This is a genomic window from Mesocryomonas lacus, assembly GCF_055730135.2.
Map to the genome: position 1 here is coordinate 309,641 of NZ_JBUZWE020000001.1, position 26,130 is coordinate 335,770.

The window sequence follows — 26,130 nt, forward strand, 5'->3', positions numbered from 1 at the left end:
GTCGGCGCCCCGTTCCCACATGCGGCAATGTCCCGTTTCCTCAGAAAGGCCGTCCATGTTCACCGGCATCGTCACCGACATCGGCCGCATCCGCAGCGCCGTTACCCTCGACGAGGGCGTTCGCCTGCGGGTCGAGACTGCCTATGATCCCTCAGGCATCGCCATCGGTGCCTCGATCGCCTGTTCCGGTGTCTGCCTCACCGTCACCGCTCTGCCGCCCGCCGGAAGCGGCGAGCGTTGGTTCGAGGTCGAGGCCTGGGAAGAGGCGCTGCGGCTCACCACCGCCGGCGGCTGGGGGGAGGCCACGCGGCTGAACCTTGAGCGCGCGCTGAAGGTCGGCGACGAACTCGGTGGCCACCTCGTCTCCGGCCATGTCGACGGTACCGCTGAGATCGTGTCGGTCGAGGAGGAGGGCGAGGCGACGCGCTTCCGCCTCCGGGTCGATGCGGCGCACAAGCGCTACATCGCGTGCAAGGGCTCGGTCTGTCTCGATGGAACATCGCTGACCGTCAACGGCGTTGCGGACGACATCTTCGATGTCCTCCTCATTCGCCACTCGCTGGCTGTCACCACCTGGGGCGCGCGGAAGGCCGGGGACCGCGTCAATCTCGAGATCGACCAGATCGCCCGCTATGCCGAGCGACTGTTCGCTGCAGACGCCGCCACGGTCTGAGACGTTTTTCCCCGGGCGGCCCGCAATATCGTGGGCGGCTTCGATATCGTTTTCCCGCGACTTGCTTTATGGACTGGCGCTTCGGCTTCGGGGCAGCCGGCGTCGGCCGGTCGACCCGAAAATTTCAAAGGTTGTTCCATGTCTGCCCATCTTCTCATCATCGAAGCCCGGTTCTACGACCACATCGCCGATGCCCAGCTGCAGGGCGCCAAGGCGGCGCTCGACGCCGCAGGCGCCACCTATGATGTGGTGAACGTGCCCGGCGCTCTGGAAATTCCGGCGGCGATCAGCTTCGCGCTGACCGGGGCGGACGAGGGGGGTACCGCCTATGACGGCTTCGTGGCGCTCGGCTGCGTCATCCGCGGCGAGACCTATCATTTCGAGATCGTCTCCAACGAATCCAGCCGCGCGCTGATGGATCTCTCGGTGCAGGAAGTGCTCGCCATCGGCAACGGCATCCTGACCGTCGAGAACGAGGAGCAGGCGTTGGACCGGGCGATGCCGGACCGCAAGAACAAGGGCGGCGCGGCCGCCGATGCGGCCCTTGCGATGATCGCCCTGCGCCAGAAATTCGGGGCCTGATCGGATGTCGGATACCCCTTCCGAGAAAGTCGTCAAACCAGCCAACAAGCGCGGTGCCGCCCGCCTTGCCGCCGTGCAGGCGCTCTACCAGATGGATGTCGGCGGCACGCCGCTGCTGGAGACCGTCGCCGAATACGAGACCTTCCGGCTTGGCCAGGAAGTGGACGGCGAGACCTACCGGGAGGCCGATGCCGCTTGGTTTCGCGACGTCGTCTCGGGTGTCGTGCGCGGCCAGACCGAGATCGATCCGCTGATCCACTCCTCGCTCACCGCCGACTGGCCACTCGCCCGCCTCGACACGACGCTGCGCGCCATCCTGCGCGCCGGCACCTACGAGGTGATGAACCGCAAGGATGTTCCGGTCGCGGTGATCGTCACCGAATATGTCGATGTCGCCAAGGCCTTCTACGCCGAGGACGAGCCGCGTCTGGTCAATGCCGTGCTCGACCGGATCTCGCGGCGCACCCGCGGCGAGGGCCGGGGCACCAGCTGAGCCGCCTCGCTCACGGCGGGCGCTGTTTCCACTGGGCTGCAAATCCTTCTGCCCCGGACGACGTCGGCGGCTCCGCTTGACGTAATGCTGCCCTGAGGTAGGCTCCCCCAGCTTTCCCGTTCCGGGGCCCGTCATCCCCTGTCGTGCAAGCCTTCGGCAATAAGCGGCCGGCATCGTATCGGCTGCGTTTGGGGAAACGGCATGTCATCGATACTGACCATCGTTTTAGTCTGCGGGCTGCTGTCGCTCGTCTATGCCGCCTGGGCGACGCGATCGGTGCTCGCCGCCGATCAGGGCAATGCCCGCATGCAGGAGATTGCCGGCGCCATCCGGGAGGGCGCGCAGGCCTATCTAGCGCGCCAGTACACCACCATTACCATCGTCGGCGTCGTCGTCCTCGCGCTCACCTGGTTCCTCCTGTCGGGCTATGCCGCGGGCGGCTTCCTCATCGGCTCGGTCCTGTCCGGCCTTGCCGGCTTTATCGGCATGAACGTCTCGGTGCGCGCCAACGTCCGCACCGCGCAGGCCGCCTCGCGCTCATTATCGGCCGGCCTCGACATCGCCTTCAAGTCGGGCGCGATCACCGGCATGCTGGTTGCCGGCCTCGCTCTCCTCGGCGTCACCGGCTACTTCTTTTTCCTCACCGGCAAGCTCGGCTTCGCGCCATCCGACCGGACCGTCATCGATTCGCTGGTGTCGCTCGGCTTCGGCGCCTCGCTGATCTCGATCTTCGCCCGCCTCGGCGGCGGCATTTTCACCAAGGGTGCCGATGTCGGCGGCGATCTCGTTGGCAAGGTCGAGGCCGGTATTCCCGAGGACGACCCACGCAACCCCGCGACCATTGCCGACAATGTCGGCGACAATGTCGGCGACTGCGCCGGCATGGCGGCCGACCTCTTCGAGACCTATGCCGTTACCGTCGTCGCGACCATGGTGCTCGGCGCCATCCTCTTCGTCGGCCAGCCGGTGCTGGAGAGCGTCATGCTCTATCCGCTGGCGATCTGCGGCGCGTGCATCCTCACCTCGATCGTCGGCACCTTCTTCGTTCGCCTCGGCAGCAACGGCTCGATCATGGGCGCGCTCTACAAGGGTCTCTGGGTGACGACGCTGCTGTCGATCCTCGGCCTTGCCGTTGCCACCTACGGCACCGTCGGCTTCGGCGACCTCGGCACGACGTCGGCGGGCGTGATGGTCAACGGCTTCAAGCTCTTCGCCTGCGGCGTCATCGGCCTCATCGTCACCGGTCTCATCGTCTGGATCACCGAATATTATACCGGCATCGGCTTCCGGCCGGTGCGCTCGATCAGCCAGGCATCGGTCTCGGGCCACGGCACCAACGTAATCCAGGGCCTCGCCGTCTCGCTGGAATCGACGGCCTTGCCGACCATCGTCATCATCGCCGGCATCATCTCTACCTTCCAGCTCGCCGGGCTCTACGGCACCGGCATCGCCGTCACCGCCATGCTCGGCGTCGCCGGCATGATCGTGGCGCTCGACGCTTTCGGCCCGGTCACCGACAATGCCGGTGGCATCGCCGAAATGGCGGGGCTCCCCGCGGACGTCCGGAAGTCGACCGACGCGCTTGATGCCGTCGGCAACACGACGAAGGCGGTCACCAAGGGCTATGCCATCGGTTCCGCCGGCCTTGGCGCGCTCGTCCTCTTCGCGGCCTACAACTACGACCTGCAGTACTTCGTGGCGGAAGCCGCGGCGGGCAGGGGTTTCAGCTATTTCGAGGGCGTCCAGCCCGACTTCTCGCTGACCAACCCCTTCGTCGTCGTTGGCCTCCTCCTCGGCGGTCTCATCCCCTACCTCTTCGGCGGCATCGCGATGACCGCCGTCGGCCGCGCCGCTAGCGCCGTGGTGGAGGAAGTGCGCCGGCAGTTCCGCGAGAAGCCCGGCATCATGGCCGGCACGGAGCGGCCGGACTATGCCCGCGCCGTCGACATGCTGACCAAGGCTGCGATCCGCGAGATGATCCTGCCCTCGCTGCTGCCAGTTCTGGCACCGATCGTCGTCTACTTCGGTGTGCTTCTGATCGCGGGCAAGAGCCAGGCCTTCTCGGCGCTCGGCGCGATGCTCCTCGGCGTCATCGTCACCGGCATCTTCGTCGCGATCTCGATGACCTCCGGCGGCGGCGCCTGGGACAATGCCAAGAAGAGCTTCGAGGATGGCTTCGTCGACGTGGCCGGCACCCGCCACATGAAGGGCTCGGAGGCCCACAAGGCCTCGGTCACCGGCGATACCGTCGGCGACCCCTACAAGGACACCGCCGGCCCCGCGGTCAATCCGGCGATCAAGATCACCAACATCGTCGCCTTGCTGCTGCTGGCAGTGCTGTCGCACCTCTAGATTCTCGAGGAGGTCTCCGTCGCTTGACGGGGACCTCTGCGATCGCAAATCAGCGGGAAACTCATAAACAACGAAAGGCCCGCGGCGCAGGGCGCCGCGGGCCTTTCGTTTGTGCCGTCTCCAGATTACTGGCCGGCGGCGCGGTTCGGGTCGATGGCGCCCTGGTTCGGGTTGCCGCCGGGGAGGCCGACGCTTGGCGGGGCGCCGGGCTCGAGGATCTGGCCGAGGAAGCTGACGTCCTTGCCGCCGGTCGGGGTCGTGCGGCTGATGAAGTCGAACAGCGCGCCGTTCTGCAGGCCGTAATTGGCGAGGCGCGATACGGTCCCGTCGGCGCCGAAATAGACCGCAAGCACGCGCTGATCGACGAGCTTGGGGTTCATGAACGCCATCGAACGGACGCGTTTCTGGGAGATGTAATAGAACACCTCGTTGTCGAAGGTTGCGGTCGTCGAGGGCGAACCCAGCGCCAGGAGCACCTGCTCGCGGCTCGAGCCGACCGGAACCAGCTGGATCGTCTGCTCGTCGACGATATAGCCCTGGTTCATCACCTCGCTGGTCGAGCAGCCACCCAGAAGGATGAGCGTCCCGAGCGCGACGGAAGCGATGGCGGGACGAAAGAATGGGTGGCTAGATTTCACGCGTGACATCTCCCCTGGAGCGGTTTCCAGCGTTACATACGGACCCGTTGAGGCGATATCGCGACCGGACAACGGACGTTCAGGACCGGTAGGCTTGAGTAAAGCACCTTTGGAGGCGTTGCAATCGGCCCCCGTCCATGCGACCGGCCCTTCGCAAGGGAGTGGGAGGCGAGATGCTCGAACGTTTCAGGAATCGGCGGCGCAACCGGGAGATCATCGACGATCTCTACGCGGCGATCGTCACCGAGGCGCGCCGCGAGGTGCTGTATACCGAGCTCGGGCTTCCCGACACCGTCATGGGCCGATTCGAGGCGCTGTCCATCCAGGTCTTCCTGTTCCTGTCGCGCTGCCGCGACGAGGCTTCGCTGAAACCGGTCGCGCAGGATCTGGTCGACCGCTTCATGACCGACATCGAGGATTCGATCCGTGAAATCGGCATCGGCGACCCCTCGGTGCCCAAGCGCATGCGCAAGCTCGCCGGCATGTTCTACGAGCGCGTCAACGCTTATGATCCCGGCCTCACCGCCGGCGATGGCGCCTTGCTTGCCACCGCGCTCGGCCGCTTCGCACTGCCGGCAGATGCCCCGCCTGAGGCGGCACCCGCTTTGGCTGCCTATCTGATGGCGCGCAAGGCGACGTGGGACGGCGTGCCGACGGCGGATATCCTGACCGGCCAACTGGGAGAAAGAGCCGCGTGACCGACAGCAGCGACAAGCCGAAGGACGTGCTGTCCTTCTTCGTGACCGTCTCGACGCTGCCGAAGGCCGGCATGCCGGTGTTGTTCGAGGCCACCCCGAAGGAGTGCGCCATCGTCGCGGCGCTCCTGGAGATCCCGGCGATCGAGCGGCTGACCGCGGACCTTTCGGTCAAGGGCTGGCGGGGCGGCGGCGCCAAGGTCACGGGAACGCTGACGGCCGATGTGGTGCAGACCGACGTGGTGACGCTCGATCCCCTCCATCAAAAAGTCCAAGAGGAGGTGGATCTGGTGTTTGTTCCCGAGAACTCTCGCCTTGCCCGGCTGCCGCAGCCGGAGGATGGCGAACTCCACCTCGATCCGGAAGGCGACGACATTCCTGAAACCTTCTCCGGCGACCAGATCGACCTCGGTCTGGTGCTGACCGAAATTCTGGCACTCGGCCTCGACCCGTATCCGCGCGGGCAAGGCGCATCCTTCGACGAGTTCGATACCGATCCGGAGCCCGATGTCGGGCGCGTCTCGCCCTTTGCCGCGCTGGCGAAGCTGAAGCCTGATCGCACATGACACCCGACCGCTGTTGAACCGTCACCTGAATTGACTATGGTCGCGCCGCCTGAGGCTATCGACGAACGAAAGCGAATTGCGTTGGATCTGAAATCCGGAGTCACGATCTCCCTCGACGTCATGGGCGGGGATCACGGCCCATCCGTCATCCTTCCTGGTGCGCTCATCGCGCTGCAGCGCCATCCCGGCATCCGCTTCGTGCTGTTCGGCCAGGAGGAAAAGGTCCTGCCGATCCTCAACGGCCTGCCGCTGCTGAAGGCCGCGTCGGTGTTCCACCATTGCGAGATGTCGATCGGCATGGAGGAGAAGCCCTCGCAGGCGCTGCGCCAGGGCCGCTACAAGTCGTCGATGTGGCGGGCGATCGAGGCGCTGAAGACCGGCGAGGCCGATGTCGCGGTGTCCGCCGGCAATACCGGCGCGCTGATGGCGATGGCGAAATTCTGCCTGCGCACCATGGCCAATATCGAGCGCCCGGCGATTGCCGCGATCTGGCCGACGATCCGCGGCGAGAGCGTCGTCCTCGACGTCGGCGCAACGATCGGCGCCGACGCCCAGCAGTTGATCGACTTCTCGATGATGGGCGCGGCCATGGCGCGCGCGCTGCTCGGCATCGAGCGGCCGACCGTCGGCCTCCTCAACATCGGCGTCGAGGAGGTCAAGGGCCAGGACGACGTGCGCGAGGCCGGGCGGCTTCTCAAGGAGACGGAGATCCCGGGGCTCGACTATCGTGGTTTCGTCGAGGGCAATGATCTCGGTCAAGGCACGACCGACGTCGTCGTCACCGAGGGGTTCACCGGCAACATCGCGCTGAAGACCGCCGAGGGCACCGCCCGCCAGATCGCCGGCTATCTCCGGGCGGCGATGACCCGCACCTGGATGGCGCGCGCCGGCTATTTCCTCGCCAAGGGCGCCTTCGACCGGCTGCGTGACAAGATGGATCCGCGCAAGGTGAATGGCGGCGTCTTCCTCGGCCTCAACGGCATCGTCATCAAGAGCCACGGCGGCACGGACGCCGAGGGAACCGCGGCGGCGATCGACCTCGCCTACGCCATGGCCGTGAACGGCCTCAGAGAGAAGATCGAGCAGGATCTTCGTACTTTCTATCTGCGCGTCTCCGAAGAGGTCGCGACGGACTTGCCGGAGAGCAATTAATGAGTGTCATCCGATCGATCGTCCGCGGCACCGGCTCGGTGCTGCCGGCGCGGATCATGTCGAACCGCGATTTCGCAGGGATCGTCGAGACCTCGGACGAGTGGATCGTCCAGCGGACCGGCATTCGCAATCGCCACATCGCCGACGCCACCGAGACCACCGTATCGCTCGCCGAGGGCGCTGCCCGAAAGGCGCTGGATGCCGCCGGCCTGACGCCGGACGACATCGACCTGATCGTCTTGGCCACCGCCACGCCGAACAACACGTTCCCTGCCTCCAGCGTGCAGGTGCAGAAGCGCCTCGGCATGCGGCACGGCTTCGCCTTCGACGTGCAGGCGGTCTGCTCGGGCTTCGTCTATGCGCTGACCACCGCCGACCTCTACATCCGCGGCGGCATGGCCAAGCGCGCGCTGGTGATCGGCGCCGAGACGTTCTCGCGCATCCTCGACTGGGAAGACCGCTCGACCTGCGTGCTCTTCGGCGACGGCGCCGGCGCGCTGGTGCTGGAGGCATCGACCGGCGACGGCAGCCCGGCGGACCGGGGCGTCCTCGTCTCTCGCCTGCGCTCCGACGGCGAGCACGAGGAAAAGCTCTTCGTCGACGGCGGCCCGTCGACCACCGGCACGGTCGGTAAGCTTCGCATGGAGGGCCGCGAGGTATTCAAGCACGCGGTCGGCATGATCACCGACGTGATCGAGGACTCGTTCGGCGCGCTCGGCATCACCGCCGACGATCTCGACTGGTTCGTGCCGCACCAGGCGAACCGGCGCATCATCGACGCTTCCGCCAAGAAGCTCGGTATTCCGCTGGAAAAGGTCGTGGTGACCGTGCAGGATCATGGCAACACATCGGCCGCCTCGATCCCGCTCGCCATCGACCAGGCGGTCCGCGACGGCCGGATCCAGCCGGGGCAGCTGGTTCTCCTCGAAGCCATGGGGGGCGGCTTTACCTGGGGCGCGGTGCTCGTTCGCTGGTAGTCGTTTCCGCCTTGATTTCGCTGCGGATTTCAGTATTTTACACCGACGCGTGATCGACCGTTGCCGTTGGGGAACGGCGGGGCGATCCGGCTTTGCAAGGGGATAGCAATGGGTGACAGAACGGTGACCAGAGCCGATCTCGCCGAGGCGGTCTTCCGCAAGATCGGCTTGTCGCGGACGGAATCGGCCTATCTGGTCGAAACCGTTCTCGAGGAGATCTGCTCCACCATCGCCCGTGGCGAGTCGGTCAAGATCTCGTCTTTCGGCTCCTTCCTGGTGCGCGACAAGAACGAGCGCGTCGGCCGCAACCCGAAGACCGGCGAGGAAGTGCCGATCTCGCCGCGCCGCGTCGCCGTCTTCAAACCGTCCAACGTGATGAAGGACCGGATCCTCGAATCGCACGGGCGCCGGAGCGGCGTTGCCGTGCCCGCCGACGAGATGCTCAAGGCAGCCGAGTAAGGGCGCTGAGTGAACTTCCGGGCACGCCCATGAGCGACAAGAGCATCGACGCCTTCCGCACGATCAGCGAGGTGGCCGAAGACCTGAACCTGCCGCAGCACGTCCTGCGCTTCTGGGAAACCCGGTTCACGCAGATCAAGCCGATGAAGCGCGGCGGCGGGCGGCGCTATTATCGCCCGGACGACGTCGAGCTGCTGAAGGGCATCCGCTTCCTGCTCTACGTGAAGGGTTTCACGATCAAGGGCGTGCAGCGCATCCTCAAGGAGAACGGCAACCGCTTCGTCATGGCGATCGGCGCCGGCGACCTCACCGGGCTCGATTCGATGCAGGTGGCCCGCGCCCCGCAGCCGGAGGCCGACGAGCCGGAGGACGTCTATTCCGAAGAGAGCGATCTGGAGCAGGACGAGATGCCGGTCGTCGCCGACAGGCAAGAGCCTGCCCGTCCCCGTTCTGGCCTCTCCTCCCTTCTGCGCCGCGACCGCGAGCCCGACCAGGGCCCGAAGATCGGCCTCCCCGCCGAAAGCGCCGCAACGCTGCAGGACGTTGTGCTCGAACTCCTTGAATGCAAGCGGCTGCTCGACCAGGTCCGATAGCTCAAAGCAAAGGGCAGGGCGGTTCGCCGACCAGCGGGGAGGGTCTGCCAAGCGACGCCTAAACGATCGTCTGAGGGTTTCAGCGCTGAACGTTATTGGATACAATTACAAATATTAAATATAAGCGGGTGTTTCCGTCCCGTCCAGGGCAAGATTGAAGCCTCAATTTTATTCAATGCGGTACCAGCCGATAGTATGTCTTCCGACATGCCCTGCAGAGTCGGATAGTTCTTTTAAGCCAATACCGTCAAAAAGACAGCCTGCCGTTCCGATAGGCGACCATCAACCGGTCTAGCAGCAAAGAAAATTGTTCAGCCTCGTCAGCTAGCACCTTGGCAGCGTCTTGGGCCCGCTCAATTGGCGGCTTTATAGCTGCTAAATGGTTTTCTGCAATTTTCTGCAAAAACTGAAGTCGCAGGTCCACTGGATGGAGCTGAACACTTGTCAGCGCCTGTAGGGTTGAGGGCATGTCGCTTAAAATACGTCTTCTATGACCCAGTAAAACCGGATCAAATAGAGGCTCAGCTTCTGTCATAAACGGGGTAGATAGCATTCTAGCCATTCTCTCCGCCCTTCCGTAGATATATAAAAACCAGTCTTGTATTTGCTTCTCTGCCTTAGTCCATTCTAAGTTCATCGGCTCTTCGGGTGTGCCCTTGGAAATAATGCACTCTAATTTAGCAAATTCATTGACTATTAATATATTGATTTCTCGTATAATTCTCACATCATCGATAATTACCGAAAGTGTTGGGTTAGATGCCCTTGCAACCTTTAAAGCGTCCGCTCTGAGTTGTAATTGCAGAATTTGCTCGTGTCGAGTTCGCTGTTCATCGTCGGTAAGCTTCATTTGGCGAATAGTTAGTAAAGCTGCTCCGATAGCAAGCATCCCGCCAATTAGGCTTTGCCATCTATTGAGCCACTGGTTGAAGTCTGGCGCAGTATCATATAATACAATGGCGACGACACAGGGGAAGGCGGCGATGAACACGGCTCCCGTTGCAATCTGACTTTGTTGACGTTTCTTCATTTTGTCCGAGCGCGAATCAAGATGATGCACGTATGTCTCCAAACTCAGTTGAGGACGATCATGTCACTTGGCGTAGCATGAATGCTCACCCTTACTCGCGGAAAGGGCGCGACAATATGCCTTGGCCCCAGCCGAGGCACCACCACGCTATTTTTTTGGACTGGCTTAGTTAGGTAAATCGTCTGGAACGCCTGCAGAAGGCTTGTTCCATTTTATGTTTCAAAGAGCACCGAGACAGCGCAGCCGTTCTAATTTTGATCTCACTCTATAAAAACAAGCTTGCGCGCAGAGCCCTCTCTCTCTAAGGGTTCTCTCGATCGGAGCGTAGCGCAGCCTGGTAGCGCACTTGGATGGGGTCCAAGGGGTCGGAGGTTCGAATCCTCTCGCTCCGACCAAATTTCCCACAGAACCCTGCATGAAAAAACCGCCGCGGCTGCAAGCCTTCGGCGGTTTTGTTTTGTCCGGGTAGTGTTTCGGCCGCCGCGCCCGCGAGGGGCGCGGCGGCTGAGTTTCCGAGGTCAGGCTGCCGGTAACAGGCCGTCTCGCACCAGCGGCGCGTGTCGGTCGACCAGCACGGCGCTGGCTTGGTTCAAACCGATGATATCGACGGCGATCCCGTGCCGGCGCATCTTGCCGACGACCTCGTCCAAGGCGCCGACGGCCGTGATGTCCCAGAGATGGGCGGCGGTCAGGTCGATGCGGGCGGCCTTTGCGGTATCGCGGAGGTCGAAGCGGTCGGCGAAAATGTCGGCGCTGGCGAAGAAGACTTGGCCGGTGACGGTGTAGAGCCGCGTGTCACTGGCCTCGTCGTAGCCGACGGCGACATCCATCAGCTTGGTCACTTTGAAGGCGAAGAACACGCCGCTGAGGAGCACGCCGACGGCGACGCCCATCGACAGGTCGTGCGTGGCGACCGTCACCGCGACAGTGGCGAGCATGACGATGCCGGAGACCTTGGGATGTCGTGCGAGATCGCGGATCGAGCCCCAGGAGAAGGTGCTGATCGAGACCATGATCATGATCGCCACGAGCGCCGCGACCGGGACCTCAGCGACCCAAGGCCGCAGCGGCACCATAACGATCAGCAGGAAGACGCCGGCGACGAGCGTCGACAGCCTTCCGCGGCCGCCATAGCGGACATTGCCGACGGTCTGGCCGATCATGCCGCAGCCGGCGATGCCGCCGAACAGGCCTGCCGCGAAGTTGGCGAGGCCGAGACCGGTGCACTCGCGGGCCTTGGAACTCGTTGTCTCCGTCAGATCGTCGACGACGCTCGCGGTCATCATCGATTCGAGCAGGCCGACGGCGGCCATGGCGAGCGCATAAGGGGCGATAATGCCGAGCGTCTCCCACGTCATGGGCACGCCGGGAAAGCTGAATGAGGGCAGTGAATCCGGCAGGCGCCCGAGGTCGGCGACGGTGAGGATCGGCATCGGAAATGCGGTGGCGATGAGCGTCAGCACGACGATGCAGATGAGCGGCGAGGGGATCGCCGTGGTCAGGCGGGGCAAGAGGTAGATGATGGCAAGGCCGAGGCCGATCATCGCATAGGTATGCCAGGTGACGCCGATCATCTGCGGCAGCTGCGCCGAGAAGATGAGGATCGCCAGCGCGTTGACGAAGCCGGTGCGCACCGATCGCGAGACGAAGCGCATGAGCACGTCGAGCTTCAGGAGGCCGAAGACGATCTGCAGCAGGCCGGCGAGCACGGTGGCGGCGAGGAGATATTGCAGGCCGTGGCTGCCGACGAGCGCGGCGACGACGAGCGCCACCGAGCCGGCCGCGCCCGAGATCATCGCCGGGCGACCGCCGGCGAAGGCGATAACGATGCCGATGACGAAGGAGGCGAAGAGCCCGACTTCGGGGTCGATGCCCGCGACGAAGGAGAAGGCGATGACCTCGGGGATCAGCGCAAAGGTGCCGACCATGCCGGCGAGAATGTCACGGCGCGCCGCCGTGACCCCGCCGAACCACTCGGAGCGGTAGCGTGAGATGGATTGGGTGTTCATGAATAATTTCCGCAGAGATCACGCGAGGACAGGCCGCTCTTGGCGGATCGTGCTGTCGGGCGTGTCGTGTGCGTTGTCCGGCGGATCGGCGGCCGGAAGAGCCACCCGGAATTGCACCGGGTCCAGAGCGATGGGCGACACCTAGCCGCGTCCGCCGCGCGGAGCAAGCCGGAATCGGTGCGCGGCAGGTATGCGCGGCTTAGTCTCTTGGCGTCGGAATGCCCTTCGGGCCGCGGCTGCCCCGAATGTTTGCTCTCTCTTCAGCCGCAGGCGGCGAGGAAGTCCGCGGCCAGGGCGACCGTGCCCGCGCTGTAGGCCGGGCCGCAAGCGGCTGCAGTCGGCGTCTCGGCATGCGAGGCGATCCAGGCGGTGAGAAGGATCCGCCGCAAGAGGACGAAGACCTTCAGCATGGCCTCGTCCTCCGCCGAGAGCTCGGCGACGTCGAGGTAGCCGGCCACCCACGCCGCTTGGAGCGCGGGCACGAAATCCTCGTGCTCGTGAAAGCTGATCGCGGCGGCGAAGTCGTAGAGGAACCAGCTGAAGCCGCAATCGTCGAAGTCGATGACGCCCAGCCTGTCGCCCTCGACCAAGAGGTTGCTGAGGCGCAGATCAGCATGGACGAGGCCGAATCGAAGCCGATCCTTGCCATAGGCTGCGAGCCTCTGGTCGATGACCCCCGCCGCGCGCGCGATGACGTCTCGGCCGGTATCGTCGAGGCCGAGCCCCGCCCGCCAGTCGCCCCAGTGCGGGGCATCGCCCAGCATGGTGCGAAAATCCCACGTCTTGCGGATGAAGCCATCGGGCCGAAGCCAGCGGCGGCTATGATCGTGGAGACGCGCGCTGAGGCTTCCGAGATGCCGGAACCAGCCGGCGAGGTCCTCGCCGGGGTGTGGCTCTCGTCCGCTCATGAAGGCGAAACCGGCGACGTATCTTGTCTGCCCGTCGACCGCGAAGCTGCCGAGCCAAGACCCGTCCTGCCGGGCGATCGGCTGCGGCGTCTCGACGATCCCATCGGCCCGGATGGCTTCGATCCAGGCGAGCTCCGAGCGCATCTCCGCCGGCGTATGATAGTCCGGCCGCTGCACGCGCAGGACAAGGCGCCGCCCGGCGTCCTCGGCAAGGAAGGTCGCATTCTCCGAGATTGTCATGAGGCTGAGCTCAGAATCGTCCGCGAACCCCCATTGTCCAAGCTCTCGGCGCAGGCCAGCCGTTACGCTGGCGATGAAGTCTTCATCGAACATGGGGCCATCAGGGGTCGGATTTGCGGTCTCGCCGCGTCTTCGCACGGATCGCCGACCGGGGCCACGCCAGGCCGGCCGGTTCCCCGCAGTCCAACATCGGCAAGGACCCCAAAGCACAGGCTTATGGTTGATAAAAGATGAATTGCCGCGATCACGGTGTTCGAAGCCGACTGCATGGCCGCCATGCAGCAATGTGCATTGCAGCATGACCTTGCGGGAACTAGATTGACGCTCGGGAGACAAACCCAATTTCGGAAGTATTACCATGAACATCTTCACACGCGCACTTCGTTCGGCCGTCAGCCGCTCGCGCCGCGATCCGGCCCTCGAATACCTGAACGAGTCGGTCTCGCTCCTCGACCTCGAGCGCCGCCAGCAGGAAATCGACGCCGGTGCCTTCCGTCAGCGCCGCTTCGGCTACTGACTTCATTTCTGGGGTGGCCTGGTTCTCACCAGGCGCCCCCCGCGGCCATCTGACGTCCGCCTTTTGTAACCCCGTCGCATTCTCCGACCCGTCTGTTCTGACGCGGTGACGCCAGCCTTGCTAATACAGCTACACCGCTGAACCCAGTCGTCCCGTGCCCTGCCGGGCGTAGTTCAGAATCGACTCGCCAGCCTGCCGCCGTTCTGCCACATTCTCGGGTGTCGCGGTCTTGGGTGGAGGTGTCGATGTTCGTTGTCACGGTGGAAACGGACGAGGCGCCGTCCTTCTGCGCCTTTACGCGGTCGCAGCCAGCCCTCGATTGGGCGCTCAGCCGAAGCCTCGAAGACAGCGGCTGCGTCGTCGGCGTGTACCGCGCCCCGGGCAGCAGCGGCGTGCAGGCAGTCGAAGCGGTGCGGGATGGCCGCGGCCGCCTGGTCATGTCCGGCGACAATCTGCGACTTCAGTATTTTCGCGAGAGATCCTGCGTGATGGCGGGAATGGGCATCGGCACCGGTGCCGGTTTTTGACGGCGCCTTAGAGGCCTGAGCCTGCGGCCCCCGCGCGCCTGAAAGGCAGCGCCCGATTTGACGTCGCGATCAGGCGTCGCAGCCACCCGCTGCACATCCAAATATGAGGGTTGCGCCCTTTGGCTGTCTTGCGACGGACCATCGGATGTCGCATGGCTTTTTCCCATTGCAACGCAGGGGACGACGACATGACCGACATCTGGTTCCGCACGGGCGAGGCCACCGTGCTCGCGGCCGAAGGGCAGTTCACCGACGCCATGCCGGAAGTGCTGATCGGCTCGGTGCGCGGTCCCGTCGGCACGGCCTTCGCCTCGATGATGGGCCAGACGGTCGGCCACACCCGGATGTTCGTCGTCCGCGACCTTAACCAGCTCGTCCGGCCGGCCACCATGATGACGACGAAGGCGACAATCCACGATCTCGCCTATGTCGAGCTGCTCGGCGGCGTTGTGCAAGGCGCCACCGGCGACGCGATCGTCGACTGCCTGATCGAGGGCATCCTGCCGAAAGCCGATGTCGACGAGCTCTGCATGATCATCATGATCTGGCTTGATCCACGCTGTGCCAGCGACCAGAACCTCGACCTCAAGGACCTCTACCGCACCAATTACGAGGCAACGAAGCTTGCGATCTCGCGCGCGCTCACCGGCTCGCCGACGGTTGACGAGCTCATCGCCAACCGCAAGACGGTGCAGCATTATACGCTGAGTGGCGTCGTCGACTACGAATAGCCGCGCAAGACGCTGGCGATCGGGGAGGGGTGGTTGCGTCCTTCGGCGACCCTATTGCGTCACCCCGGTGCGCTAGCGCAACGCCTCGATCGTCGCATCCTCCAGCCGGACGAAGTGCACTCCTTCGGCCTGAAGGGCGAGAATGCCGGCCGCGACGCCGGCGCCCGAGGGGCGCTTCGGCTGGTTGATATGGGCGATGATCACGTCGCCGTCCCTGGCGGCGCGGATGCGGTGCTCGACCGCAGCAGCGCCGAGCGAGGCGCCCATGTCGGCGTTCAGGCTGTAGCCGGCCAGCAGAAAACCTTCCGCGGCGATCTCCGCGACGGCGTCGCGGCTGTAGCGGGCGGTCGCCCCGCGGAACCAGCGCGACGGCTGGCCTGTGGCGGCGAGAACCGCCGCATTGCCGCCCTGGATCTCCGCGCGCACCGCCTCGATCGTTCCCGCCGTTCTCAGCCCGAACATGGTCGGATGGTCGGTGACCGGCGGGAGGTGTTCGGCGCCGTGGTTCTCGATCTCGAAGAGCTCGGGATGGGCCCGCAGCACCGCAAGCGCTTGATGGTTGTGCTGAAGCCAGCGACGGGTGACGAAGATCGTTGCGGGAATATGATGGTCGACGAGCGTGCCAAGGATCCGCTCGTCGACGGCGCCCATGCAGGCGTCGAAGGTCAGCGCCACGGTGATGGCGGGTTTTGGCTGCTGGCCGGTTGCTGGTCCGCTCGCGGCGGGGACATCCAGCAGTGCGGCGGACGGCCCGACCAGCGCGACCGGCGCCTGCGAGCCCGGCGTCAGCGCGGCGAAGCTTGGAGCCTCGGGCCGGGGCTGGGCGGCGATATGCATGTGCGGCTCGACGTCGGCGCTCCCGGCCAGGGCGGGAAGCGGGGAGAAGCAGCAGCAGAGCGCCGCAAGGACGGGAATGCGCATGGTGTCGGTCTCGGCAAGGGATGTCGGCGGGTGAGAGGCGCCCGGCTCGTGGCGGAACTGCGGCGACAGTCCGGGTTCAAGGCGCGGCGCGCCGGGCCGACGCCGCGTCCAGCGCCTGCCGGAGCGTCGGCGGCCGCCTGTCGCGCTGCCAGCGCCGTTCGAGTGCGATGCAGCCCCAGATAATGCCGATGATGAGGTAGAGATGCCGCCAGTGGTCGGTGTCGATGACGTTGCCGATGCCGACATGGCCGACGAAGACGCTGTAGCTCGCCATCAGATAGGGCTGCCACGGCCGGTCGCGCAGCAGGATCTTCAGCCCGGCGCCGAGGGTGGTGAAGAGGAAGATGACGTAGGCGGCAAAGCCGAGCCAGGAGTAGTCGAGCAGCGCCTTCAGCCAGATGTTGTGGGTGTCCTCGCCGTAGATTGGGCCGAACACGAGCGGGCCGATGCCGAGCGGATGCTCCATCGCCATCTGGAAGCCGAGGAGGTGGCGGGCAAAGCGGCCGAGCCGCGCCGAATCGTAGGACTGGACGATCTGCGCCCGCTCCGAGAACAGGCTCGCCACCTTGTCCGACTGCAGGGCGACGAGCACGACGATCGCCATCAGCACGATGCCGACGAGGACGAGCGTCGCGATCTTGAGGCGGAACTTCGCCGATCGCTCCTTCAGCAACATCAATCCAACGGAAAGGATGATGGAGAAGCCGTAGATGCCCCAGGCCGCGCGCGAGAAGGAGAGAAAGACCGCAAGCGTCAGCACGCTGAGCGCGACCAGCTTCCAGCCGGCCGTCATCAGCCGCTCGGTGACGAGCCGCTGCACGAGATAGACCGCCGGCAGCGTCAGGAACGGGCCGAAAACGTTGGGGTCCTGAAAGGCGCCCTTGGCGCGCTCGTAGAGGGTGAAGGCGTCGGCGCCGGGAAACGCGTTGAAATAGCCGAGAATACCGAGCAAGCCGGTCGCGAGCGCCGCTGAGGTATAGGCGGTGAAGATCAGCTTCAGCCGCCGCGGGTCGGCCTCGATCACCGCGGCGTAGAACACGGCCGACAGCGCCAGGAAGGTCGAGACGGCGACGTAGAGCGGGCCGCCTTTGAGGTCCACCATCTGGGTCAGCGAAATCAGCCCGCCGGCGTTGAAGAGCAGCAGCAGTACCAGCAGCGGCGCCGTGCCGGCGCTGATCCGCAGCGCTCCGACAAGACCGAAAATGCCGATCAGCCCGACGAGAAACAGCTCGTACGGCGCGGGTTCGGAGATGACGAAGCCCGACAGGAAAACACCAAGCGCGATCGCTCCATTGCCCAGCATGGCGAACTGCACCCGTCCGAGATGACGGCGATCGAGCCCGTCGCCGCGGAGACGATCGCGGCCGAGGCTTCTGTCCGTCAGGGTCCCGCCGGGCGGGTGGGGGACCGCCATGTCAGTAGGCGTGTTCGGTCTTGAACAGGCTGATCGGCGTCATCGCCAGGATGGCGAGGTCGAGGAAGATCGACCAGTTCTCGATGTAGTAGAGGTCGTGCTCGACGCGCCTCTTCAGCTTGTCCGGCTGATCGATTTCGCCGCGGAAACCCTTGATCTGCGCCCAGCCGGTGATCCCCGGCTTGACCTTGTGGCGGCCGAAATAGCCGTCGACGATCTCGACGAAGGTCTCGTTCATCGACGACACCGCGTGCACCGCATGCGGCCGCGGCCCGACCAGCGAGAGCTGGCCCTTCAGCACGTTCCAGAGCTGCGGCAGCTCGTCGATGGAGCTCTTACGGATGAACCGCCCGACCTTCGTCACGCGCGGGTCGCCGCGGGTGACGATCTTGCGGGCCGTCGGGTCCGACATCTCCTGGTACATCGAACGGAACTTCAGCACCTCGATGATGCGGTTGTTGAAGCCGTGCCGTTTCTGCCGGAAGATCACCGGACCCTTGGAGTCCAGCTTGATCGCGATGGCGGTCGCCAAGAACACCGGCGACAGGAGGATAAGCGCAAGGCTCGCGAAGAAGAGGTCGAAGGCGCGCTTGGCGATCCAGTCCCAGTCGGCGATCGGCCGGTCGAAAACGTCGAGCAGCGGGATCTGGCCGATGTAGGAGTAGGAGCGCGGGCGGAAGCGCAGCTGTGAGGTATGGGCCGACAGCCGGATGTCGAGCGGCAGGACCCAGAGATCCTTCAGCAGCGCCAGAACCCGCTTCTCGGCCGAGAGCGGCAGCGTCACGATCAGCATGTCGATCTTGGCGAGGCGGGCGAACTCGACGAGCTCGCGGATGGTGCCGAGCTTCGGATAACCGGCGACGAGCGGTGGCGAGCGCCGGTCGTCGCGGTCGTCGAAGATGCCGCAGATCCGGATGTCGCTCTCTTCCTGCATTTCGAGGCCGCGGATCAGGGTTTCCGCGCCCTTGCCGCCGCCGACGATCACCGCGCGCCGTTCCATCACGCCATTGCGCGCCCATCGCCTGATGTTGGCGCCGAGGATGCTGCGGGCGATGGCGAGCGTCGCAAAGCCGCCGAGGAACCAAGTCCCCAGCCAGACACGCGAATATTCTTCCTGCGCCTTCATGAAGAAGATGCCGACGGCCATCAGCGCGATGGCGCCAGCCCAGCCGAGGCCGACCCGCAGCATCTGGGTCGAGCGGGTGCGCAGCATCGGGATGTCGTAGCCCTCGGCCAGCTGGATGGCGCCAACGCCCGTTGCGGCACCGAGACCGGCGACGAGGAGATAGAGCCACGGGCTCCCATGCTCGAAGCCGACATAGGAGAAGTAGACGATAATGGCGACGGCGAGCAGCAAGGTGAATTCGACCAGCCGCCAGAGCCCGCAGAGCATGCTCGACGAGATGACGTTGTCCTTGAACTGGGCGGCGGTCCGCGCGGCGAAGGCGTTAAGCACCACTGGTTCGTCGTTCGAAAGCTTCTGGAACGCCTGGACGGCGTTGCGGGAGAAAGGCAGCTCGCCGTCGCCATCCATTGTCTCGCCCTCTCCACCCCGCGGGAGGCTGTACCTGCCGCTCGCCGCCGGTCGCGGTGCCTTGCCGGTTCCTTAGCAGGGTTCCGCTAAGATTTGTTTGACCGCGTCTGACGCGCCGCGGCCGGCCTTTCGCCGGCGGACTGGGCCATCGGCCCCGCCAGGGCCCGGCGATAGGCAGCCATGGTATCGCCGACCATCCGCTCGATCGAGAACACGGTCTGGATGTGATGGCGCAAGGCATTGGATTTGACCAGCGGTTCGCGCAGGCGTTTTGCCATGGCATCGGCCAGCGCAAAACTGTCGCGAGGGGCGACGAGGGGCTGGAGGTGGCGCGGGATGATCTCGCTGACACCGCCGACATCGACGGCGATCACCGGGCGATCCGCCGCAAGCGCCTCCAGCAGCACATAGGGCAGCGAATCAGCGCGCGACGGCAGCACCATCACCCGCCCAAGCCGCAGCGCTTCCCGGGCAGGACGCGGTTCGACGAACCGGACGAGGCCTGGTGCGATGTCATCTGCCAGCTGCATGAAGTCGGGCTTCTCGGGGCCGGCGCCGACGATCACGGCGGTGGCCGGAGGTCCACTCGACTTCGCCATCTCGGCGATCGCCCGGATAAGAATGTCGGGCCCCTTTAGGCTCCTCAGCATGCCGAGATAGATGAAATCGGCAGCATCGGGATCCGGCGTGATCGGTGCGAATTCGGCTGGCGACAGGCCGTTGTAGACAACCCGTGCGGCGACGCCCGGCTTGCCCACTTTCTTCTGGTAGGCGTCCGCCTCGTATTGCGACACGAAGAGCAGATGGTCCGTGACCTGCTCCAGCAAACGCTCCAGCCGGAAGAACAGCCAGCCGCCCAGCGTCTTCGGATCGTAGTGCATGCTGCCGCCATGCGGCGTGTAGAGGCGTGCGGTGCGCCCGCCGGACAGGCGGTTGGCGGTGCCGACCAGCCTGGCATAGGCACCGCCCTTGGCGCCGTGCCCGTGCAGTACGTCGGGACGGATGTCGCGCACGAGGGCGTAGCTGCGCCACATGTCCAGGAGGTCCGAGGGGGCAATCGAGCGGCGCATGGTGACGCGGTGGACGCCGAGCGCAAGCTTCGGCGTCACCTCGCGGATCATCTGCTCCTCGAATTCGCCGCCCGTGATGGAGTCGCAGAGAATTCCGACCTGATGGCCTTCGGCGATCTGCGCATCGATCAGATCGCGGACGTGCCGGAAGATTCCCCCGACGGGCGATCGGAAACAATGGATGATCCGAATGTTCTGGCTAACCATACCCCGTCAGGACTTTCGTGTTCGCTGCGAGGGAACAACTCACACGACACACCGCCCGGCGCCACCATAAAGTCCTGTCTAGGCTATCGTTCTCAACGCTTAAAAAAGGCGTTCGCGCACGAAGATCGTGTCGCCGGGCAGGATCGGATCGGAGGTCAGCACGCGGCCGGAGATCACCCGGCCGTTGACCTGGCGGGTGACGTCGACCGTCTTCTGCTGAGCCCGCGGCGAGTATCCGCCAGCGATCGCGATGGCATTCTGTACCGTCATGCCGGGCACGTAGGTATATTGGCCACCGGTGCCGACCTCGCCCATGATGAAGAACGGCCGGTACTGGTCGACCTCCACGGTGATGTCGGGATCGCGCAGGAAGCCGTCGCGCAGTTTCTGCGAGAGCGAGGCTTCCAGCTCCTTGGTGGTCTTGCCCCGTGCCGGCACGGTGCCGACCAGCGGCATGGAGAAGTAGCCGCCCTTGTCGATGGTATAGGTATTGGAGAGGCCATCCTGCTCGAACACAGTCACCCGAACGCGGTCGCCGGCGTCGAGATGGTAGGGCTCGTTCAGCACATCGTGGAAGGCGGGGGGCGTCGGCTGGTAGCTCGCGCATCCGCCGAGCAGCGCCAAGGTGAGGGCCAGGGGTCCCATGATGCAGATGCGCATGTCCGCTTATCCCGCCGATGATCGTTCGCCCGGCCGGAAAGCCGCTTGACCTCTTATAGTTTCGTTAGGGTTAACCGTTCGTAAACTTGACCGGCGGCTTCACCTCTGTGGTACGGATGTATCGAGTGAGCTTGTTAACGTTCCGGTTACCTTCATGGACGATTCTTCAATCTCAGGGGCACTGCGGGGAAACACCATGCCGAAGCACAGAGCAGATGAGGCCGACGCCGATATCGATATCGGGCGTCTGGCTGCTGCCGTGTGGGCCCGCAAGCTGCTGATCGTCCTGACGACCTTGCTGTTCGCCGGATCCGCTTTCGCGATCGCGGCCCTTATTCCGCCGACCTACAAGGCCGATACCCAAATCGTCGTCGAAAGCCGCGAATCCTCCTATACCCGAAATGACGGCGCCAGCGCCGGTAGCGGGGAGGGCGTCTTCAGCCCCGAAAGCATCGAGAGCCAGGTCTCGCTGATGACCTCCGCCGAGATCCTCGGGGACGTCGCCGACCGCTTCAAGCTCTCGACCCTTGCCGAGTTCGCACCCAAGGTCTCGCTGATGGACCGCATCCTGACTCGCGTCCGACCCGAGGCCGATTCGCCTCCGGGCGAGATCATCGAGCGGATGCGTGAGAAGCTTCAGGTCTATCGCAAGGAGAACCAGCGGGTTCTGGTCATCGAGTTCTCCTCGCGCGACCCCGCCTTGGCGCGTGACGTGCCGAACGCCATCGCTGACGAGTACCTCGCGCGTCAGAAGGGGGCGCTGCTTTCCTCGAACAACAATGCCACGGGCTGGCTCGAGCAGGAGATCGCGGACCTGCGCGAGACCGTCAGGGCGGCCGAGGGCAAGGTCGCCGCCTTCCGCACCTCGTCCGACCTCCTGGTCGGCCAGAACCAGAGCGTCCTCGCCACCCAGCAACTGTCCGAGATTGCCACCGAGCTGTCGCGCACACGTGCCGCGCGAGCGGCGGCCGAGGGCAAGGCGCAAAGCATCCGGGATGCGATCCGGCGCGGGGTCGCGCTCGACACTGTCTCTGACGTCCTGTCCTCTCCGACGATCCAAGCCTTGCGCGAACGCCAGGTTTCGCTGAAAGCGCAGATCGCCGACCTGTCGACGACGCTCCTCGAGAATCATCCGCGCCTTCGCGCCTTGCGCTCGCAAGGCCGCGACCTGCAGACGGAGATCACCCGCGAGGCCTCCAAGGTGCAGGCGTCGCTGGAGACCGAGGCGGATGCCTCCCGCCAGCGCGAGGCCTCGCTGACGTCCGAGATGGGACGCCTGAAGGTGGAATCCTCGCGGGCCGGCGGACAGGAGGTCGAACTGCGCTCGCTCGAGCGCGAGGCGCAGTCGCAGAGCCAGCTCCTGGAAAGCTACCTGACGCGCTACCGCGAGGCCGTCGCCCGCGGAGCACGCGACTACCTCCCGGTCGATGCGCGCATCTTCTCCGAGGCCCAGCTTCCGGCCGAGCCCTATTTCCCGAAAGTCCTGCCGATCACCGCGGCGGCCGGACTTGCCGGCTTTCTCGTCGCCGTCATCGGTCTTCTTCTGACCGAACTGTTCTCGGGCCGAGCGCTGAGCCCCAGCCCTCAGCGCGGCCGCTGGGCCGCAGAGCATTCGCCCGCGCTGACCGCCCGTGATACCGACTTTCCCAGCAAGCCTTCATCGGCTCGCCCAGCGGAAGCGCTCGGCGCCATTCCCGCTCCCGAGACGGTCCGCAGCCGCTACGGCACGGGGGTCGCGGAACTCGGCGAGGCGATTCTGGCCAGTGAAATCCCGCGCGTCCTCGTCGTTCCCGCCGTGGGCGAGGGCCGGAGCGCCAGCGTCGCGCTGGTTCGCCAGCTGGCCGGCCAGCAGCGTTCGACCATTCTCGTCGACCTCACCGCCGACAACGCTTCCGCCCGTGCCATGGGCGTGCCGGACGATGCGGAAGGCGCGGGCGACCTCGTGGACGGGCTCGCCTCCTTCGCCGACGTCATCCACCGCGATCTGTTGACCTCGGCGCATGTCCTGCCCTCGGGCGGCTTTACCGCCATCGGTGGCGAGACCGATGCGACCGAGGAGATGATCGTCGTGCTCGAAGCCCTCGGCAAGGCCTATGACTGCACCATGGTGGATTGCGGCGCCATGCTGCCGGAAACCCTGAAACGCCTGATGGACGACGGCGCGGCCCTGGTGGTCTCGGTCGAGCCCGGGGAGGAAGCCGAAGGCGAGGCGCTCATGCAGCGGCTGTCGACGGCAGGCCTCGGTGACGTCGTGATGATGCACACCGGTGGTTCAGCCGCGGTGCGCGCCGCCGCCTGACGCGGGCGCCATCTTCCGCACCGTGGCCCGCCGCCCGACGGGTCAGCGCAGGCGCCGCCGCAGCTGCTGGACAACCGCCTTTAGCCCCTCATGGCGTTTGACCGCACGGCTCGCATCCGCCAGCAGCCTGGCCGCGCCGACATAGACGCGTCCCCCGGCGGTCAGCGCCAGCGTCGCGTCCACCTGCGGAATGGTCCGGTCGCACCAGGCTTGCTTGTAGCGCTCCGCACCGGGGCCGAGGTCGAGCGCGCACAGCCCTTCCTGCGACAGGCGCTCGACCATGTGCCAAAGCAGCAGTTCGCCCGGACTGACGGCCGCGTCCTCGTCGTCGGCGTAGGAGGAGAACATGCCCCAGAAGGTCTGCTGACCGACGATCCCCCCCAGCATGGCCTTGATGTCGCCGCCGCTCTCGATGGCGTAGAGGCGGGCGTCGGTGGCTGCATCCTCGAACAAAGCGATCAGGAAGGTCCGGATGCCGGCATCGGCGAAGGGATCGGGGATTGCCAGCGTGCGGAAGCGGTCGGCCTTCTGTCGCAGGAAGAGATCCAGAGCCGCTGCCCTTTCCGCCCGCGGCAGGTCGCGGAAACGATAGCCGCCCCGATCTTCGAAATGCCGCTGCTGCGCGCGGAATTTCTTGCGTTTCCGCTTGCCGTTGCCCCGTTCCAGGACGGCCTCCAGCCCTCCCTCCAGCGAGATTGCGAAGCGTTGCTCGAAGGCCGGCGTCACCGCGAAGTCCGCACCGAGCCAGCGCGCATCGAACACCCGGCGAAGATCGAACGCATCGATCCGGACGCCAGCCGCTGTCGCGGCGGCGCGAAGGTTCTGACGCGTCAGAACAGGGCCTTCGCCAAAGGCCAGCGTCCAGCCATTGGCATTGGCATGCGTGTCGCCCGGAAAGCGCCCGATCTGCAGAAGGCCGCGCGGGACAACCTCGATCGGCATCGCCGCCGTCCCGTCGGAGGACACCAGCAGCCAGGTCTCGCTCTTGAGCAGGCGTCCCCTTGTCGCCTCCCAGGCGGCGACGAAGCCTGCTTCCTGGAACGGGGTTCCTTCATACGTCGCCCATGCGTCACGGTTTGCCCGCACGAGAACGAGGGGGGAAGGGGCGTCCGGCGGCAGAGGTGAGAATGGTTGGCTGGCGGATGAAATGCTGCAACTCCCGTGTGCCGACACCGCGCGCCGTCTCCTATCGATGCATGAAAATATAAAGGATCGCCTTATACCTTCGCCCGGAAGGCCGCGTGCCTCAGGGGTATGGGGTTTCTCTTCTGTCTGAAACCTTGAAACCCCGTTCCCGAGAGCGAGCGACTCTCGCCTGATCAATGGAAACGGCATGCGAGACTGGAAGACAAGGGCGGGAAGAGCCGCGTTGCAGACGGTCTGGTGGAGCGGCTTGTCCGACTTCGTCGTCCGTCGCGCTCAGCCTTTCGGCGCGGTTTTTACCTTGCATCACGTCTCGCCCGACGCGCTCGGCAATTTTCCGCCCAACGGCCATTTGCGCGTGACCCCGGACTTCCTCGACGCCGTGATCGTCCATCTGACCGCCCAAGGCGTAGACTTCGTCGACCTTGCCGAGGCCACACGCCGTATCGCTGAGCCGCAGCGGAGTGGCGGGCGCTTCTTCGCGGCCTTCACGCTCGACGATGGCTACGTCAACAATGACCTCCATGCCGTGCCGGTGTTCCGGCGGCATGGCGTGCCCTATGCGATCTTCGTCACGCCGGGAATGACGGAAGGGACGACCTTGCCCTGGTGGGAGGTGGTCGAAAAGGTCGTGCGAGACCGCGACAGCGTCCTCGTGCCCTTCCTGCCGGAGACCTTGCCGGCGCGGACCGTTGCCGACAAGCGACGGGTGTTCGACCGGATCTTCCTCTATCTGACGAATGAGTGCCCGGAAGCCTGTCTCGATGGGACCGTTCGCCGTCTGGCAGGCCTCAACGGCATTGCTGCCTGTGACGCCGCATCCCGTGTGATGGACTGGGAGACCCTCAAGCGTCTGTCAGAGGATCCACTGTGCACCATCGGCGCGCACTCGATGACGCATGCGCGGCTCTCGCGCCTCGACGGGCACGCGATGCGGCGCGAACTCGGGCAATCCCGTCACGTCATTGGCGAAAGGCTCGGCCGGGTCCCCGACTTCTTCGCTTATCCCTATGGCTACCGTGCCGCCTGCGGTCCCCGCGAGTTCGAGGCGGCGGCCGCGGCCGGCTATGCCGCCGCCTTCACCACCCAATTGCACGCGCTCAGCCCCCGGACGGCCGGAAATCTCCACGCGCTGCCGCGCCTGTCGCTCAACGGCTACTACCAGGATCCCCGCTATGTCGACGTGCTGATCTCCGGGCTGCCGGGCCGCTGGAAAGAGCGACGTACCCGCATGGAAGTCTGAACTCGCGCTACCGCGACATCCACGCCGGCGCGGCGCGGTGTCTTCAGCGAGAGCGCGGCTTGCCCTTGTAGCCTTCCATCCAGCGGATCAGGAACATCGCCGGCACCACCCAGAACAAGCCGCTGATGGCGAAGAAGGCGAGGTGGATCCAGCCGCTCGACTGGCCGAGATAGAGCGATGCGAAGGCGGTTGCGAAGATCGCATAGACCGCGACGAGCACGATCATGATCACCGTGCCGATGAGTTTTCTCAGTCTGAGGGGCATACCGTCCGCCAATCCTTGTGGTCGCCTAGATGCTTAGGCACTGGCGGCCGGAAAGGCCAGCTTTAGCTCCAGCGTCCCGCCCAGCCTGCGACGGTCCGACCGCTTGAAGTCGGGGGCGGTTCGGGGCACATGACCTTCAGAACTTTCCGCGCCTTGCCTTCCTTTCCGAGGGGGGGCCGCCGGATGGTATTTCTGATAGGGGAGGCGACATCGTCGGCTCGTCCCAAGGCCA

The 26,130-nt window shown here is 65.1% G+C and carries 26 protein-coding genes, 1 tRNA gene and 1 other annotated feature; of the genes, 16 read left to right on the forward strand and 11 right to left on the reverse strand.

The window, feature by feature from the left end; all coding sequences use genetic code 11:
* The first annotated feature begins 55 nt into the window (after nucleotides 1-55).
* The 4 genes from ACZLZY_RS01465 (at nucleotide 56) to ACZLZY_RS01480 (ending at nucleotide 4,100) form a co-directional block, all read left to right on the forward strand.
* Nucleotides 56-673, forward strand: coding sequence for a riboflavin synthase (locus ACZLZY_RS01465; RefSeq protein ID WP_472931631.1), 618 nt, complete (start codon nucleotides 56-58; stop codon nucleotides 671-673).
* A gap of 138 nt (nucleotides 674-811) precedes the next feature.
* Nucleotides 812-1,255, forward strand: a complete 444-nt coding sequence (locus ACZLZY_RS01470) for a 6,7-dimethyl-8-ribityllumazine synthase (protein WP_472931632.1) — start codon at nucleotides 812-814, stop codon at nucleotides 1,253-1,255.
* Between the two features lie 4 nt (nucleotides 1,256-1,259).
* A complete protein-coding gene (gene nusB / locus ACZLZY_RS01475; RefSeq protein WP_472931633.1) occupies nucleotides 1,260-1,748 on the forward strand; it encodes a transcription antitermination factor NusB in 489 nt (162 codons plus the stop codon).
* 201 nt (nucleotides 1,749-1,949) lie between these two features.
* Complete coding sequence (locus ACZLZY_RS01480; protein WP_472931634.1) at nucleotides 1,950-4,100, forward strand: sodium-translocating pyrophosphatase; 2,151 nt, start codon at nucleotides 1,950-1,952, stop codon at nucleotides 4,098-4,100.
* A gap of 125 nt (nucleotides 4,101-4,225) precedes the next feature.
* Here ACZLZY_RS01480 and ACZLZY_RS01485 read toward each other — a convergent pair whose 3' ends face one another.
* Nucleotides 4,226-4,747, reverse strand: coding sequence for an outer membrane protein assembly factor BamE (locus ACZLZY_RS01485; RefSeq protein ID WP_472931635.1), 522 nt, complete (start codon nucleotides 4,745-4,747; stop codon nucleotides 4,226-4,228).
* A gap of 164 nt (nucleotides 4,748-4,911) precedes the next feature.
* Here ACZLZY_RS01485 and ACZLZY_RS01490 point away from each other — a divergent pair, with 164 nt between their 5' ends.
* From ACZLZY_RS01490 to ACZLZY_RS01515, 6 genes are all read left to right on the forward strand, one after another.
* Nucleotides 4,912-5,436 (forward strand): ubiquinol-cytochrome C chaperone family protein, encoded by a 525-nt coding sequence (locus ACZLZY_RS01490; RefSeq protein ID WP_472931636.1) that lies wholly within the window; start codon nucleotides 4,912-4,914, stop codon nucleotides 5,434-5,436.
* On the forward strand, nucleotides 5,433-5,999 hold the full coding sequence (locus ACZLZY_RS01495; RefSeq protein ID WP_472931637.1) for a YceD family protein: 567 nt from the start codon (nucleotides 5,433-5,435) through the stop codon (nucleotides 5,997-5,999). The genes ACZLZY_RS01490 and ACZLZY_RS01495 overlap by 4 nt, the downstream gene beginning before the upstream one ends.
* 81 nt (nucleotides 6,000-6,080) lie before the next feature.
* The gene (gene plsX, locus ACZLZY_RS01500; protein ID WP_472931638.1) at nucleotides 6,081-7,151 is read left to right on the forward strand and encodes a phosphate acyltransferase PlsX; all 1,071 of its coding nucleotides are present in this window, start codon (nucleotides 6,081-6,083) and stop codon (nucleotides 7,149-7,151) included.
* Nucleotides 7,151-8,128 carry a beta-ketoacyl-ACP synthase III gene (locus ACZLZY_RS01505; protein ID WP_472931639.1) on the forward strand — a complete coding sequence of 326 codons (978 nt, stop codon included), beginning with the start codon at nucleotides 7,151-7,153 and terminating at the stop codon, nucleotides 8,126-8,128. Before plsX ends, ACZLZY_RS01505 begins: the two co-directional genes overlap by 1 nt.
* A gap of 108 nt (nucleotides 8,129-8,236) precedes the next feature.
* Nucleotides 8,237-8,587, forward strand: a complete 351-nt coding sequence (locus ACZLZY_RS01510) for an integration host factor subunit alpha (RefSeq protein WP_472931641.1) — start codon at nucleotides 8,237-8,239, stop codon at nucleotides 8,585-8,587.
* A 29-nt stretch (nucleotides 8,588-8,616) separates the two neighbouring features.
* Nucleotides 8,617-9,180 (forward strand): MerR family transcriptional regulator, encoded by a 564-nt coding sequence (locus tag ACZLZY_RS01515; protein WP_472931642.1) that lies wholly within the window; start codon nucleotides 8,617-8,619, stop codon nucleotides 9,178-9,180.
* A gap of 247 nt (nucleotides 9,181-9,427) precedes the next feature.
* Here ACZLZY_RS01515 and ACZLZY_RS01520 read toward each other — a convergent pair whose 3' ends face one another.
* Entirely contained in the window at nucleotides 9,428-10,240 is an 813-nt protein-coding gene (locus ACZLZY_RS01520) for a hypothetical protein (RefSeq protein WP_472931643.1), read from the reverse strand.
* 288 nt (nucleotides 10,241-10,528) lie between these two features.
* On the opposite strand from ACZLZY_RS01520, the gene ACZLZY_RS01525 reads away from it, so the two are divergent.
* Nucleotides 10,529-10,605 (forward strand) — tRNA-Pro (locus ACZLZY_RS01525).
* Between the two features lie 123 nt (nucleotides 10,606-10,728).
* Here the strand turns inward: ACZLZY_RS01525 and ACZLZY_RS01530 are convergent.
* Both ACZLZY_RS01530 and ACZLZY_RS01535 read right to left on the reverse strand, forming a co-directional pair.
* Nucleotides 10,729-12,219 (reverse strand): SulP family inorganic anion transporter, encoded by a 1,491-nt coding sequence (locus ACZLZY_RS01530; protein ID WP_472931644.1) that lies wholly within the window; start codon nucleotides 12,217-12,219, stop codon nucleotides 10,729-10,731.
* Nucleotides 12,220-12,290: 71 nt separating this feature from the next.
* Nucleotides 12,291-12,346, reverse strand: a sequence feature (sul1 is cis-regulatory element that is thought to sense ions involved in sulfur or methionine metabolism; They are found in Alphaproteobacteria).
* A gap of 133 nt (nucleotides 12,347-12,479) precedes the next feature.
* Entirely contained in the window at nucleotides 12,480-13,460 is a 981-nt protein-coding gene (locus tag ACZLZY_RS01535) for a phosphotransferase enzyme family protein (protein WP_472931645.1), read from the reverse strand.
* Nucleotides 13,461-13,725: 265 nt separating this feature from the next.
* Between ACZLZY_RS01535 and ACZLZY_RS01540 the strand changes: the two genes are divergently transcribed.
* From ACZLZY_RS01540 to ACZLZY_RS01550, 3 genes are all read left to right on the forward strand, one after another.
* Complete coding sequence (locus ACZLZY_RS01540; protein ID WP_472931646.1) at nucleotides 13,726-13,884, forward strand: DUF3563 domain-containing protein; 159 nt, start codon at nucleotides 13,726-13,728, stop codon at nucleotides 13,882-13,884.
* Between the two features lie 245 nt (nucleotides 13,885-14,129).
* Nucleotides 14,130-14,411 (forward strand): hypothetical protein, encoded by a 282-nt coding sequence (locus ACZLZY_RS01545; RefSeq protein WP_472931647.1) that lies wholly within the window; start codon nucleotides 14,130-14,132, stop codon nucleotides 14,409-14,411.
* A 188-nt stretch (nucleotides 14,412-14,599) separates the two neighbouring features.
* Nucleotides 14,600-15,142, forward strand: a complete 543-nt coding sequence (locus ACZLZY_RS01550) for a formaldehyde-activating enzyme (protein ID WP_472931944.1) — start codon at nucleotides 14,600-14,602, stop codon at nucleotides 15,140-15,142.
* Nucleotides 15,143-15,214: 72 nt separating this feature from the next.
* On the opposite strand, the gene ACZLZY_RS01555 is transcribed toward ACZLZY_RS01550, so the two are convergent.
* The 5 genes from ACZLZY_RS01555 to ACZLZY_RS01575 form a co-directional block, all read right to left on the reverse strand.
* On the reverse strand, nucleotides 15,215-16,063 hold the full coding sequence (locus tag ACZLZY_RS01555; RefSeq protein WP_472931648.1) for a polysaccharide deacetylase family protein: 849 nt from the start codon (nucleotides 16,061-16,063) through the stop codon (nucleotides 15,215-15,217).
* Between the two features lie 76 nt (nucleotides 16,064-16,139).
* The gene (locus ACZLZY_RS01560; protein WP_472931945.1) at nucleotides 16,140-17,366 is read right to left on the reverse strand and encodes an O-antigen ligase family protein; all 1,227 of its coding nucleotides are present in this window, start codon (nucleotides 17,364-17,366) and stop codon (nucleotides 16,140-16,142) included.
* A 112-nt stretch (nucleotides 17,367-17,478) separates the two neighbouring features.
* Entirely contained in the window at nucleotides 17,479-19,011 is a 1,533-nt protein-coding gene (locus ACZLZY_RS01565; protein WP_472931649.1) for an undecaprenyl-phosphate glucose phosphotransferase, read from the reverse strand.
* 86 nt (nucleotides 19,012-19,097) lie between these two features.
* On the reverse strand, nucleotides 19,098-20,288 hold the full coding sequence (locus tag ACZLZY_RS01570; RefSeq protein WP_472931650.1) for a glycosyltransferase: 1,191 nt from the start codon (nucleotides 20,286-20,288) through the stop codon (nucleotides 19,098-19,100).
* A gap of 99 nt (nucleotides 20,289-20,387) precedes the next feature.
* Nucleotides 20,388-20,948: a polysaccharide biosynthesis/export family protein gene (locus ACZLZY_RS01575; RefSeq protein ID WP_472931651.1), complete on the reverse strand. Its 561-nt coding sequence runs from the start codon at nucleotides 20,946-20,948 to the stop codon at nucleotides 20,388-20,390.
* A gap of 196 nt (nucleotides 20,949-21,144) precedes the next feature.
* On the opposite strand from ACZLZY_RS01575, the gene ACZLZY_RS01580 reads away from it, so the two are divergent.
* Nucleotides 21,145-23,247, forward strand: a complete 2,103-nt coding sequence (locus ACZLZY_RS01580; protein ID WP_472931652.1) for a GumC family protein — start codon at nucleotides 21,145-21,147, stop codon at nucleotides 23,245-23,247.
* A gap of 42 nt (nucleotides 23,248-23,289) precedes the next feature.
* On the opposite strand, the gene ACZLZY_RS01585 is transcribed toward ACZLZY_RS01580, so the two are convergent.
* Entirely contained in the window at nucleotides 23,290-24,189 is a 900-nt protein-coding gene (locus ACZLZY_RS01585) for a GNAT family N-acetyltransferase (RefSeq protein ID WP_472931653.1), read from the reverse strand.
* 391 nt (nucleotides 24,190-24,580) lie between these two features.
* Here ACZLZY_RS01585 and ACZLZY_RS01590 point away from each other — a divergent pair, with 391 nt between their 5' ends.
* Nucleotides 24,581-25,633, forward strand: coding sequence for a polysaccharide deacetylase family protein (locus ACZLZY_RS01590; protein ID WP_472931654.1), 1,053 nt, complete (start codon nucleotides 24,581-24,583; stop codon nucleotides 25,631-25,633).
* A gap of 43 nt (nucleotides 25,634-25,676) precedes the next feature.
* On the opposite strand, the gene ACZLZY_RS01595 is transcribed toward ACZLZY_RS01590, so the two are convergent.
* Entirely contained in the window at nucleotides 25,677-25,898 is a 222-nt protein-coding gene (locus ACZLZY_RS01595) for a DUF2842 domain-containing protein (protein WP_472931655.1), read from the reverse strand.
* Nucleotides 25,899-26,130 lie beyond the last annotated feature (232 nt).